Consider the following 12,981-nt stretch of genomic DNA (forward strand, 5'->3'; position numbering starts at 1 on the left):
CGGCGGCGTCCTTCCGTCCCAGGCGGCACCGTCGAAGGTGGCCGAGACGCCTGCCGGGCGAACGACGGCCCGATGAGCGGCCCGATGAGCGGCCCGGTCAGCGGCCCAGTTGGAAGGCCGACATCGGGATGTGCAGCCAGGTCGGCCGGTTGCGCGTCTCGTACATCACCTCGTACGCCGCCTTGTCGAGCTCCAGGGCCCGCAGCAGGACGGCGTCCTCGGCCCTGAGGTGGCCGCCTCCGGCGGAGTAGCCGGCGAGGAAGGAGGAGCGGTTGAGCTCGGCCCACTCCACCGCGCGGGGGCGGAGCTCGTCGGCGTTGGAGTGGTCGGCCAGCAGGTGGCGGGCGGCGTAGTCGAAGGAGCGGAGCATCCCGGCCACGTCCCGCAGCGGGGAGGACAGGGCACGGCGCTCGGCGATGGGCTGGCCGGGCTCGCCCTCGAAGTCGAGGATGATCCAGTCGTTGTTGGTGCGCATCACCTGGCCCAGGTGGTAGTCGCCGTGGACGCGCTGGACGGGCATCTCCCCGGCCACGTCCGCGACCCGCTGGTAGGCCTCCTCGGCGACGTGGGCGTACTCGCCGAGAGCGGGCACCTCCTCCACCACGACGCCCAGGCGGCGGCGGAACTCCTCGACCATCCGCTTGACCTCCTGCGACTCGATCACGTCGGTCGGGAAGGCGGCGGCCATCTCCTGGTGGACCGTGGCGGTGGTCACGCCGAGGCGGTAGGCCTCGGAGCTGAAGTCGCCGCCCGCGTCGGAGGCCGACGGTTCGAGGGAGCCGTACAGGTCGCGGACGCTGGCCAGGGCGAGGGCCCAGCCGTCGTTGGCGTTCGACAGGAACTCCTGGGTCATCGCCAGCGTGGTGACCTCGCCGTCGAGGTCGGTCTCGATCCAGCCGTACGGCTGGGCGATGTGCGTGCCGTCACGGCGGGCCAGCGCGGTGACGATCTCCAGCTCGGGGTTCGTCCCGGCGGTCAGGCGGCGGAACAGCTTGCAGATGTAGGTGTCGCCGTACACCAGCGAGGTGTTGGACTGCTCGGCGCCGAGGACCAGGCTGCGCATGGAGGTGTCGATCTCCACCCCGTCGAGGTGGCGGAAGCGGAGCGCGCCCAGGTCGCGGCCGGAGGCCATGCCCTCGAGCAGGGCGGCGGTGAGGTCGGCGTCGTAGGCGGCGTCGTAGTAGCCGCCGCCGATGTGGGCCGGTCTGAAACGGGCCCACTCCGGCGCCTCGCTGCCGAGGAGCAACTGGTAGCGGTCGCGTGTCCCGGCCTGGTGAACGGAGATGATCAGGTGGCGCAGGCGCGGTGAGAGCTCCACGTCCGAGTCGACGACGAGATCGTCGATCGGGCGCCCCTTACCGGCGAACCATCGTTGCTGAGTGATCCAACCGGTAAGGAGCTCCGTCAACACGGCTTTACGCCTCCTGGGACGCTGGTGGCAGGGTGAACCAGTAGAACCCATGCCCAGGAAGAGTCAAAAGATACGGAAGCTCGCCAATCGCTGGAAAAGGAACTCCGCCCATCGTCTCCACGGGGACCGATCCCTCGAAGCGGCGGAGATCGAGCTCCACCGGCTGCGGGAACCGGGACAGGTTGTTGACGCACAGCATCCGGTCGTCGCCGAGCTCGCGCACGAAGGCGAGGACGCTCGGGTTGGAGGAGTTCAGCTCGGTGAACTCACCCAGGCCGAAGACCGGGTGGCGCTTGCGGATGTCGATCATCCGCTTGGTCCAGTGCAGCAGCGAGCCGGCGCTGCGCTGCTGCGCCTCGACGTTGAGCGCCTGGTAGCCGTAGATCGGGTCCATGATGACCGGGAGATACAGGCGGCCCGGGTCGCAGTCGGAGAATCCCGCGTTGCGGTCGGGGCTCCACTGCATGGGGGTGCGGACACCGTCGCGGTCGCCCAGCCAGATATTGTCCCCCATCCCGATCTCATCGCCGTAGTACAGCACGGGAGATCCCGGAAGGGAGAGCAGCAACGCCGTGAACAGCTCAATCTGGTTGCGATCGTTCTCCAGCAGCGGGGCCAGCCGCCGCCGGATGCCCACGTTGGCGCGCATCCGGGGATCCTTGGCGTACTCCGAGTACATGTAGTCGCGCTCGTCGTCCGTCACCATTTCGAGCGTGAGCTCGTCGTGGTTGCGCAGGAAGATCCCCCACTGGCAGTTCTCCGGGATCTTCGGCGTCTGGGCCATGATCTCGGAGATGGGATAGCGCGACTCCCGCCTGACCGCCATGAAGATGCGCGGCATCAGCGGGAAGTGGAACGCCATGTGGCACTCGTCGCCCCCGGTGGCCGAATCGCCGAAGTACTCGACCACGTCGGCGGGCCACTGGTTGGCCTCGGCCAGCAGCACCCGGTCGGGGTAGAGCCTGTCGATCTCCGCCCTGACCCGCTTCAGATACTCGTGGGTGCGGGGCAGGTTCTCGCAGTTGGTGCCGTCCTGCTCGAAGAGGTACGGGATGGCGTCCATGCGGAAGCCGTCGATGCCAAGGTCCAGCCAGAAGCGCAGCACCTCCAGCATCGCGTCCTGCACGTCCGGGTTCTCGTAGTTGAGGTCCGGCTGGTGGGAGAAGAAGCGGTGCCAGTAGTACTGGCCCCGGACCGGGTCGTGGGACCAGTTGGACGTCTCGGTGTCGATGAAGATGATCCGGGCGTCCTTGTAGAGCTCGTCGTTGTCGTTCCAGACGTAGAAGTCGCCGAACGGCCCCTCGGGGTCGTGGCGGGAGGCCTGGAACCACGGGTGCTGGTCGCTGGTGTGGTTCATCACGAGGTCGGCGATGACCCGCATGCCGCGCTTGTGCGCCTCGTCGACCAGTTTCACGAAGTCTCCGAGGTCGCCGAAATCAGGAAGGATCTTCATGAAGTCGGCGATGTCGTACCCGCCGTCGCGTAACGGCGACTCGTACAGCGGAAGCAGCCAGAGGCAGTCGACACCGAGCCACTGGAGATAGTCCAGTTTCTGGATGAGACCGCGGATGTCTCCGGTGCCGTCGCCGTTGGAATCGGCGAAACCCCGGATGAGAACCTCGTAGAAGACAGCACGCTTGAACCAGTACGGGTCGCGCGGCTTTTCCTCGTCGAAGGTGTTCGGAATTGGCTCAGGTAGCTGACTCACCAGTGACTCCCCGCTGTTCTGCCGGTATATGCGTACCCGGCCGGCTCACCGCTGGTTCGCCGCCGCGGCACGCAGAGTGAAGACGTGCGCTGGGTTGATGTGGGGATCGAGACGCACGTAGTTGTCCTGCCGCCAGCGGTACGACTCGCCCGACAGTTCGTCGTCCACGACGAACTCGGCTTGCCAGTCGAGACCGAGGGCGGGCATGTCCAGCGACACCGTCGCCTCATGCGTGTGGTGCGGATCCAGGTTCACGACGACGAGGACAACGTCGCCCAGGCCGTGCCGTCGTGTGGCCGTGTCGTAGGCGCCGGGCAACCGCTTCGAGAAGCAGATCACATCCGGGTTGTTGACGCTGTGAAACCGTAGATTACGCAGTTCCTGGAGCGCCGGGTGTGCTCTTCGGAACAAATTGAGTTGGGTGATGAACGGGGCAAGGCTACGACCTTCTCGTTCTGCCTCTACCCAATTGCGGGGTTTATATTGATATTTCTCGCTATCAAGGTATTCTTCGCTGCCCGGTCTAACCGGCACATTCTCCGCGAGTTCGTATCCGGCGTACACGCCCCACGTCGGCATCGCCGTGGCCGCGAGTACTGCTCTGATATAAAATGCCGGGACTCCCCCGTGTTGCAGGTATTCATGGAGAATGTCCGGAGTATTGACGAACACGTTGGGCCGCATGTAGTGCGACGTCTCGTGGGAGAGCTCGCCCAGATAGTCCTCGACGTCCGAGCGCGAGTTCTTCCACGTGTAGTACGTGTACGACTGGTGGAAGCCGACCTTGGCCAGCGTCCGCATCATGGCGGGGCGGGTGAACGCCTCCGCCAGGAACAATACGTCAGGGTCGGTGGTGTGCACGTCGGCGAGCAGCTTCTCCCAGAAGGCCACCGGCTTGGTGTGCGGGTTGTCCACGCGGAAGATCCGCACCCCGTGGTCCATCCAGAGCCGCACGACCCGCCTGATCTCCTCGTAGATCCCCTTGGGGTCCCTGTCGAAGTTCAGCGGGTAGATGTCCTGGTACTTCTTCGGCGGGTTCTCCGCGTACGCGATCGAGCCGTCGGCGCGGATGTTGAACCACTCAGGGTGCTCCTTGACCCACGGGTGGTCGGGCGCGCACTGCAGGGCGAAGTCGATGGCGACCTCCATGCCCAGCTCGCGGGTCTTGGCCACGAAGGCGTCGAAGTCCTCGAACGTGCCCAGGTCGGGGTGGATGGCGTCGTGGCCGCCCTCCTCCGAGCCGATCGCCCAGGGGGAGCCGGGGTCGTACGGCTCGGGCGTCAGGGTGTTGTTGCGCCCCTTGCGGAAGCTGTGCCCGATCGGGTGGATCGGCGGCAGGTAGACGACGTCGAAGCCCATCTTCGCCACGGCCGGCAGCCGCTTGGCGGCGGTCTGGAAGGTCCCCGACTTGGGGGCGACGCCCTGCTCGATGATCGCGCCCTCGGAGCGCGGGAAGAACTCGTACCACGACCCGAACAGCGCCCTGCGGCGGTGCACCAGGACCGTGCGCGGGGCCGACCTCGTCACCAGGTCGCGCAGCGGGTGGGCGCGCAGCATCGCGGCCGTCTCCGGCATCTGGGCCGCGGTGAACCGGGCGCGCGGGTCGATCTCGGGGTCGCGCAGCCTCGCCGCGACCGCCTGGAGCGCGGCCCGGTGCCCGCAGACGTGCTGCTGGGCCACCTTGGGCCCGGCAGCGCGCTTGGCCGCTCGCGCCGCCGGGGTCCTGCCGCTCACCGGCTTGCCGGTCGCGACCGTGCCGCCGGCGGGGGCGGTCGCCGGCCCGCAGTCGGCGGCCCGCACCGCCCTCGCCGCGCGGTCGAAGAGGCGGGCGCCCTCCTCGCACATCAGGTCGGCGTCCAGGTCGCGCGGGATCTTGATGCCCGCGTCGTGCAACCAGGTGGCCACGGGATCACTCCACGCCTCCACCCGGAAACGCCACTCACCCTCTGTGGGCAACGTCACCTCCACGCCCCACCGGTCGGTGCCCGGGGCGAGCTCGCCCATGGGCAGCAGGGGGCCGCGCACGCCGCCGGGGCCGGTGAACACGACCCCTGCCGCGACCGCGTCGTGTCCCTCCCGGAACACGGTCGCGGAGATCTCGAAGGTCTCACCCGCGGCGGCCTTGGCGGGGCGGCGCCCGCAGTCGACCGTGGGGTGGATGTCCTGGATTGGGATTCGTCCGATCATCGCGTCTCAAGGTAGCGGCGGCACGCCCGGTACCGCCGGGGAAGTCAGCAAGGAAGGATCTTCGTTTTTTCAAGCATCCCCGGGCGGCCGGTCTCGGGGCAAGCGGAAGCCTGCCCTGATGAGACGGCCGGATCCCGAGGGCAGTACGTTCTGGCTCGTATGTCCGGTGCCCCAATAGTCCAGCTTCATGCGTCCCGCTGGATAGAGTGCGGCACCTCTTACTCTTCCGCGAGTTGTCCTAACAGTTGATCACCTGCCTTTGATGTGTTTGGGGTGGATTGATAGCGGTGAGAGGGAGACGCGTGAGTGTTTGAGTCGCCCTCGTGGCGCTGAGTAACTAGGGTCTGGCACCGTGAGAGCAATCCGCAGGTTTACCGTCCGCACCGTCCTGCCGCCGGAGCTGGCCTCCCTCGGCGAGCTCGTCCTCAACTTGCGTTGGTCCTGGCACCCCGAGACATTGGATCTGTTCGGCGAGGTCGATCCGGCGATCTGGGGGCGCGTCGGGTACGACCCCGTCGCCCTGCTGGGCGCCGTGGAGGCCGACCGGCTCCGTGAGCTGGCCGCCGACCGCCGCTTCCTGAGGCGGCTGGCCGACGCCGCCGACGATCTTCGTGAGTACATGACCGCTCCGCGGTGGTACCAGACCATGTCCGAGGCGCCCAAGGCCATCGCCTACTTCTCCCCCGAGTACGGCATCGCCGCCGCGCTGCCGCAGTACTCGGGCGGGCTCGGCATCCTCGCGGGCGACCACCTCAAGGCCGCGAGCGACCTCGGTGTGCCCATCCTCGCCGTCGGCCTGCTGTACCGCCACGGCTACTTCACCCAGTCCCTCTCGCCCGAGGGCTGGCAGCTGGAGCACTACCCCTCCCTCGACCCCGGCGGCCTGCCGCTCACCCTCCTGCGGGAGGAGGACGGCACCCCGGTACGCATCAAGATCAGCCTTCCCGAGCACCGCACGCTGCACGCCCAGGTCTGGGTGCTCCAGGTCGGCAGGGTGCCGCTGCTGCTGCTCGACTCCGACGTGGCCGAGAACGACACCGCCGCCCGCGACGTCACCGACCGCCTGTACGGCGGCGGCGGCGACCACCGGCTGCTCCAGGAGCTGCTGCTCGGCGTCGGCGGCGTTCGCGCCATCCGCGCCTACTGCCGGGTCACCGGGCACGCCGAGCCCGAGGTGTTCCACACCAACGAGGGCCACGCGGGCTTCCTCGGCCTGGAGCGCATCCGCGAGCTCACCGAGGCCAGGCTCTCCTTCGACGAGGCCCTGGAGGCGGTGCGGGCCGGGACGGTCTTCACCACGCACACCCCCGTGCCGGCCGGGATCGACCGCTTCCCCGCCGAGATGATCGGCCGCCAGTTCGGCGGCGAGAACGCCTGGCCCACGGTCCCCGTCGACCGCATCCTCGCGCTCGGCGCCGAGGAGGAGCCGGGCAAGTTCAACATGGCCGCGATGGGCATGCGGCTGGCCCAGCGGGTCAACGGCGTCTCCGAGCTGCACGGCGCCGTGAGCCGGGAGATGTTCCAGAGCCTGTGGCCGGGATTCGACACCGAGGAGATCCCGATCGGGTTCATCACCAACGGTGTGCACGCCCCCACCTGGGTCGGCCGGGAGATCATGGAGCTCGCCGGCCGGGAGCTGCCCACCCTGGTCGACCGCGCCCAGGGCTGGGAGAGCATCGGCAAGATCTCCGACGGTGACGTCTGGGGCATCAGGGGACGGCTGCGCGAGAAGCTGGTCGTCGCGGCCCGCGCGCGGCTGCGCCAGTCGTGGATCAACCGGGGCGCCTCGCCGGCCGAGCTCGGCTGGATCGACGACGCCCTCGACCCCGAGGTGCTCACCATCGGCTTCGCCCGCCGGGTGCCCTCCTACAAGCGGCTCACCCTGATGCTGTCCGACCCCGACCGGCTCCGCGCGCTGTTGCTCGACCCCGACAGGCCGGTGCAGATCGTGATCGCGGGCAAGGCCCACCCGGCCGACGAGGGCGGCAAGAAGCTCATCCAGCAGATCGTGAAGTTCGCCGACTCCGAGGACGTGCGGCACCGCATCGTCTTCCTGCCCGACTACGACATGGCCCTGGGCCAGCTGCTCGTCCAGGGCTGCGACGTGTGGATGAACAACCCGCTGCGCCCGCTGGAGGCGTGCGGCACGTCCGGGATGAAGGCCGCGCTCAACGGCGGGCTCAACCTGTCCATCCGCGACGGCTGGTGGGACGAGTGGTACGACGGCACCAACGGCTGGGCCATCCCCACCGCCGACGGCGTCGCCGACCCCGACCGCCGCGACGAGCTCGAGGCCGCCGCCCTGTACGACCTGATCGAGCACGAGGTGGCCGACCGGTTCTACGACCGGGCCGACGGGCTGCCCCGGCGCTGGCTGGAGATGGTCAGGCACACCCTGGCCTCGCTCGGCCCCAAGGTGCTCGCCGGGCGGATGCTCCGCGACTACGTGGTCGACCTCTACGCCCCGGCCGCCAGGTCCGCCCGCGCCCTCTCCGGCGAGGGGTACGAGCAGGCCAGGAGCTTCGCGGCCTGGAAGCTCAAGGTCGGCAGGGCCTGGCCGGGCGTGCGGGTCGAGCACGTGGAGGCCTCGGGCCTGGGCGACAGCACCCCGGAGCTCGGCACGTCCGTGGAGCTGAAGGCCACCATCGCCCTGGGCGAGCTGGAGCCGGGCGACATCCGGGTCCAGGCGGCCTACGGCCGGGTCGGCGACCACGACGACCTGGCCGCCCCCTCCTACGCCGACCTCACCGTCGAGTCCGAGGGCGACGACGGCAGGGCCGTCTTCGCCGGGACCATCCCCCTCGACCGCACCGGGCCCTTCGGCTACACCGTCCGGGTCGTCCCCGACCACCCGCTGGTGGCCTCGACCTCGGAGCTCGGCCTGGTCGCGGTGCCCGAGGAGCCCGTCGGCATGACCAACGGCACCCTGCGCTGACCGCGTGACCGTCCGGCGCGCGCCGGACGGCGAGGCCCCCGTGCCCCTCCAGGTTCTCCGGGAGGGGCACGGGGGCCTTCGCGTCCCCGAGGGGCGGGCCGCACGGGGCCTCGCGCGCGGTCCTCGCGTGAAACGTTCACGTACGACGCCGGCCTGACGGCGCCCGCGTACGACGTCACGACACCGACGGGTCCGGAATCGTGCGCGTGCCGACACGTCGCGTGGTGCGGTGGGTAGGGTTGAGCACTCGATCCCTGGCGCCCGAGAGAGCATCCCGGCGCCGTGACCCCGGAGCGCGCCCGCTCGTACGGCGGCCCGGTGGCGCGTGGCCCGCGGAGGTCGGTGCCGCGGGCCACGCGGAGAGACCCCCCGCGGCGAAGGGGCGAGGGGCGAGAGGTCAGGCGTTGGCCTCCAGGGCGGTGCGGACCGCCGACTCCAGGGCCCCCTCGATCCAGGAGTGCTTCAGCGAGGTGTGCTCGCCCGCGAAGTGCAGCCGTCCCACGGGGGCGGCGATGGCCGGGTGGATCTCGGTCATCTGGCCGGGGGTGAAGACCGCGGCCTCGCCGAAGGCGTAGCGGTTGCGCATCCAGCTCTGGGTCCGGGCGTGGCCGGTGTAGAACTCGGCGATACGCTCCCCGTGCACCTCCTGCAGCCCCCGCAGCGCGTAGCCGTAGCGCTCCTCGTCGTCCATGGAGTCCCAGCGGGTGGCGTCGTCGGCCCAGGCGTAGCTGGCCAGCACCACGCCGCCCTCGCTGCCGCGCACCGGGTGGGAGGGGAAGTAGACGAACCGGTTGGCGTTGTCGGTGACCGATCCGCCGCCCGTCACGTGGGCCGCGGTCCCCGGGCGGTAGCGGGGGCCGAGCTCCCGCTTCCAGTCGCGCTCGTCGAACTCCCACCAGCGCCTGCGGAACTCCAGCAGCACCTTGGTCGCGGAGTCGTAGTGCAGCTCGATCACCGCGCGCCGCTTCGGGTACGGCAGGGCGGGGGCGATCTCCACGTGGCGCAGCGCGGAGAACGGGATCGTGATGATCGCGAGGTCTCCCTCGAACGTCTCGCCCCTGCCCTGGGGCCTGAAGTCGGACTCGGTGCTGCCGGTCTCGGTGACCGTCTCGACGCGCACGCCCCGGCCGGTGTGCTGGATCCGCACGGCCCGACGGTCCATCTTGATGTCGCCGCGCAGCCCCGGCGCCAGCTTGTACGGCAGCTCCCGGCTGCCGCCCTCCATCTCCCAGTAGGTCGCCGAGGGGTTGACCAGGCTCCGGGTCAGGAAGGTGTGCATGAACGACAGGGGCAGCCGGGAGGTCAGGTTCTCCAGGGTGCCGATGGCGTCGATCGCCGCGTCGCTCAGCCGGGCGTGCTCCCGCAGGAAGCGGTTCATGGAGTAGTCGTCGAAGTCGTACAGCACGCGGGCCCAGCCCTCGATCAGCTGCGGCAGCGGCTTGTCGACCCGCTGCGAGCCGCGGACGACGGAGAAGTAGTCCCTGACCGGGTCGAGCGCGTCGTCCAGGATCTTCCCGGCGGTCCTGCCGTCCCGCAGCCCGAACGAGGCGTTGATCTCGCGCGGGTTCCTGGCGTACTCGTCGCGGCGCTGGGTGATGCCGTTGACCCGGATCAGGGTGTGGTTGGCCCGCTCGGGCGCGGTGAACTCCCCCCGGGAGGGGCCGGAGCGCCAGGCCGGCCCGCTGCGCGGGGTGTAGACGACGGGCGGGACGGGGCCGGTCGCCGCGTCGCCCGGCCGCACGTCGACGTTGTAGAACAGGCGGCGGGAGATGCCGAGCTTGTCGATCAGCGCCAGCGTGAGCGGGTGGAAGTCGGGGATGCGCATCGCCCCGGCCTCGGCGTACTGGGACCGGTCGGCGAAACCGGTCTGGAAGGTCTTGATCCGGCCGCCGATCCGGTTGCCGTTGGCCTCGATGACGGTGACCCGGTGCCCGGCGCGCTTCAGCAGCGTCGCGGCCACCAGCCCGGCGATCCCGGCGCCGACGACGAGGATCCTCTTGGGGGAGCGGGTCCTGGGCAGGCCGTTGTCGATCAGCACCTTGAGGTATTCGAGCTTGAGGTCCGAGCCGTTCTCGCCGACGAGCAGCAGGTCCCGCGCGACCCGGGTGCAGACGTCCCAGCGCCTCGCGTCGCGCGGCTCCCGCCCGGTGCGGGCGGGAGCGGGATCCGTGAGCGAGACCGCCGCCGCGACCGCCGGGTCCACGGCCGAGCCCATCACTCCCACGGCGCCCAGCCCGGCCAACCTGGCGAATCCCCGCCGGTTCATACCTGGCACGACATCCTCCCTTTCTTCGTGACTGTAAGTAGTTGCATGACTACTATCGGTTCACGTCCGGGCGTGCCAGGATCTTTCCGGTTGTGACTCCAACCGTTCGCGCGAGGCTCGGTTATTCGCGGCTTTTGTCGGGCCCTCTCCGCCCGCGAGGGGCGGTTGCGGCGGTGGGCGGCCCCGGGTGCGGGTGCCGGGTCGGCTCTGAGAAAACCTCCTTTATAGGGCAAAAAGCGACAACATACATCTTTTGCGTAGTTCTTTCTTGTTTGTGGTGGGAATGGCTAGATAGCCGACATCTCGCACATCCTGGAGAGAACAGTGGACGCATGGACGTTCGAGGGCCAGCCGGGCGCGCTGGGCGACACCACGGTCACGCTGGTCGAGGGCGGTTCCTTCTGCGTGTGCGCCCGTAACGGCGACATCCTCCCCGGCGGGGCGCAGGGCGTCTTCCACGCCGACACCCGGATCCTGTCGCGCTGGGAGCTGAGGGTGGACGAGATGCCGGTGGAGGACCTCAGGGTCCTGCCCGCCGAGCCGTACCACGCGACGTTCCTCAGCAAGGCGGCCCCCCGCCCCGGGCGGGCCGAGAGCAGCCTGCTGGTCATCAGGGACCGCTACGTCGGGGGAGGCCTGCGCGAGGACCTGACCCTGCGCAACCTGGGGAGTGAACCGGCCGGATGCGTGGTCGACATCCACGTCGCCTCCGACGTGGCCGACCTGTTCGAGGTGAAGGCCGGCCGGGTCCGGCACGTGACCGACGTGGAGATGACGGCCGACAGGACGGGACTGCTGATCGTCTCGGCCTGCCGCTCGCGCGGCACCAGGGTGGTGGCCGAACCCGCGCCGTTCGCCGTGCCCGGCATGCTCATCTTCCGCGTCGTCGTGCCCGCGCGGGGCGAGTGGACCGCCAGCCTGCAGGTCAACCCGATCCTGGAGGGCGAGGAGTCGCCCGCGTGGTTCTCCACCCACCACCCGCTCGAGCACGCCGAGCCCGCCAGGCGCCGCGCCGACTGGGAGCGCCTCAGCCCGATCATCGTCACCTCCGACCGCGTCCTGGCCCAGGTCCTGGAGCGCTCCAAGGAGGATCTCGGCGCGCTGCGGCTCTTCGAGGCCGGAAAGCCGGACGAGGCGCCGACGATCGCCGCGGGCGCGCCGTGGTTCATGACCCTGTTCGGCCGCGACTCGCTGCTGACCTCGTGGATGGCGCTGCAGATGGACCAGTGCCTGGCACTGGGCACCCTCAGGCGCCTGGCCAGGCTGCAGGGCACCGTCGACGACCCGCTGACCGAGGAGGAGCCGGGCAAGATCCTGCACGAGCTCCGTTTCGGCACGCAGACCGGCGCCTCGCCGCACGCGGGCCGCGCCTACTACGGCTCGGTGGACTCCACCCCGCTGTTCGTGATGGTCATGGGCGAGCTGCGCCGGTGGGGCATGTACGGGGAGGCCGTCGAGGGGCTCATGCCGCACGTCGACGCGGCCCTCGACTGGATCCGCAGGTCCGCCGACCCGTTCCTGTCCTACCGCAGGAAGACCGACCACGGGCTGATCAACCAGGGCTGGAAGGACTCCTTCGACGGCGTCAACTTCGCCGACGGCACCATCGCCAGCCCTCCCATCGCCCTGGCCGAGGTCCAGGGCTACGTCTACGCCGCCTACATCGCCCGCGCCCACTTCGCCCACGAGGCGGGCGACAACGTCCTGGAGGAGCAGTGGACGGCCCGCGCGGAGCGCCTCAGGGACGCCTTCAACGAGTGCTTCTGGCTGCCGGACCGGGGCTACTACGCCATCGGCCTCGACGGCGCCGGGCGGGCCATCGACAGCCTCGCCTCCAACATGGGCCACTGCCTGTGGACCGGCATCGTCGACGAGGACCGGGCCCCCCAGGTGGCCGAGCGGCTGCTCTCGCCGGAGATGTTCACCGGGTACGGGGTGCGGACCCTCGCCACCACCATGGGCGCCTACAACCCGATGAGCTACCACAACGGCTCGGTCTGGCCGCACGACAACGCCCTGGTCGCGGCCGGGCTGATGCGCTACGGCTTCACGGGCGAGGCCCAGCGGATCGCCTTCGGCCTGCTGGACGCGGCCGAGGTCTTCGGCTGGCGGCTGCCCGAGCTGTTCTGCGGGTTCGACCGGTCCGAGTTCACCTGGCCGGTGCCCTACCCCACCTCCTGCTCCCCTCAGGCGTGGGCCGCGGCGAGCCCCATCCAGCTGGTCAGGAGCCTGCTGCGCTTCGAGCCGTGGATCCCGTACGGGCGGGTGTGGCTGGATCCCGTCGACCTGGAGGGCCTGCGGATCCAGGGGCTGCCGCTCGCGGGCGCCAGGGTCACGATCGAGGTCGGCCCGGACGGCGCCGTCGTGACCGGGCTGCCCGAGGGGATCACCCTGATCAACGAGCCGCGCAGCCCGCTGACCGCCGCCCTGCGGCAGTTCCACTGATCGTCTCTCCCGCGTTTCCCAGGTTCCGT

6 protein-coding genes are annotated in these 12,981 nt (G+C 69.8%); 2 read left to right on the top strand and 4 right to left on the bottom strand.

Going from position 1 to position 12,981, the window contains the following annotated elements; genetic code table 11:
• Nucleotides 1-97 precede the first annotated feature (97 nt).
• Genes AC5L38_RS17345 through AC5L38_RS17355 form a run of 3 tightly spaced genes read right to left on the bottom strand, consistent with a single transcriptional unit; the run spans nucleotide 98 to nucleotide 5,306 of the window.
• Nucleotides 98-1,411, bottom strand: coding sequence for a maltokinase N-terminal cap-like domain-containing protein (locus AC5L38_RS17345; protein WP_495243831.1), 1,314 nt, complete (start codon nucleotides 1,409-1,411; stop codon nucleotides 98-100).
• A 4-nt stretch (nucleotides 1,412-1,415) separates the two neighbouring features.
• On the bottom strand, nucleotides 1,416-3,119 hold the full coding sequence (gene treS, locus AC5L38_RS17350; protein ID WP_389915030.1) for a maltose alpha-D-glucosyltransferase: 1,704 nt from the start codon (nucleotides 3,117-3,119) through the stop codon (nucleotides 1,416-1,418).
• A 45-nt stretch (nucleotides 3,120-3,164) separates the two neighbouring features.
• On the bottom strand, nucleotides 3,165-5,306 hold the full coding sequence (locus AC5L38_RS17355; protein ID WP_495243832.1) for an alpha-1,4-glucan--maltose-1-phosphate maltosyltransferase: 2,142 nt from the start codon (nucleotides 5,304-5,306) through the stop codon (nucleotides 3,165-3,167).
• Nucleotides 5,307-5,658: 352 nt separating this feature from the next.
• On the opposite strand from AC5L38_RS17355, the gene glgP reads away from it, so the two are divergent.
• On the top strand, nucleotides 5,659-8,241 hold the full coding sequence (gene glgP / locus AC5L38_RS17360) for an alpha-glucan family phosphorylase (protein WP_495243833.1): 2,583 nt from the start codon (nucleotides 5,659-5,661) through the stop codon (nucleotides 8,239-8,241).
• Nucleotides 8,242-8,638: 397 nt separating this feature from the next.
• Here glgP and AC5L38_RS17365 read toward each other — a convergent pair whose 3' ends face one another.
• Nucleotides 8,639-10,507, bottom strand: coding sequence for a flavin monoamine oxidase family protein (locus AC5L38_RS17365; protein WP_495244033.1), 1,869 nt, complete (start codon nucleotides 10,505-10,507; stop codon nucleotides 8,639-8,641).
• Nucleotides 10,508-10,831: 324 nt separating this feature from the next.
• On the opposite strand from AC5L38_RS17365, the gene AC5L38_RS17370 reads away from it, so the two are divergent.
• Nucleotides 10,832-12,952, top strand: coding sequence for an amylo-alpha-1,6-glucosidase (locus AC5L38_RS17370; protein ID WP_495243834.1), 2,121 nt, complete (start codon nucleotides 10,832-10,834; stop codon nucleotides 12,950-12,952).
• Nucleotides 12,953-12,981: the final 29 nt, after the last annotated feature.

It is taken from the genome of Streptosporangium nanhuense, assembly GCF_059358815.1.